The organism is Oleiphilus sp. HI0128 (assembly GCF_001635365.1).
Genome location: NZ_LWGG01000624.1, coordinates 1 through 275, shown reverse-complemented (window position 1 = coordinate 275; position 275 = coordinate 1). Strand labels below are relative to the sequence as shown.

The following is a 275-nucleotide window of genomic DNA, read 5'->3' as shown; positions in this document are numbered from 1 at the left end:
TCCCGCCCATTGGGTCAACACCTATACGCAAGCCGCTTTTGGAAATGGCAGACATATCAACCACAGATTCCAGGTCCTTCACGTAGGGCATGACAAAATCAATTTCTTGCGTACTGCTAGCTGCCAAAGCCTGCGAATAAGAAACCTTTTTTACTTTTTCCATACCTTGAGCTAAAAGTTCATTCGCACGTGCCTGAATCAGGTTAGTAACATCGGTATCTGCAGGCCCACCATGAGGAGGGTTATATTTAAAGCCTCCATCTTGAGGAGGGTTA

1 pseudogene is annotated in these 275 nt (G+C 45.8%); it reads right to left on the bottom strand.

Annotated elements, in window-relative coordinates:
• Positions 1–275 (bottom strand): annotated as a pseudogene (locus A3763_RS07875) (alpha-D-glucose phosphate-specific phosphoglucomutase); the annotation flags it as partial.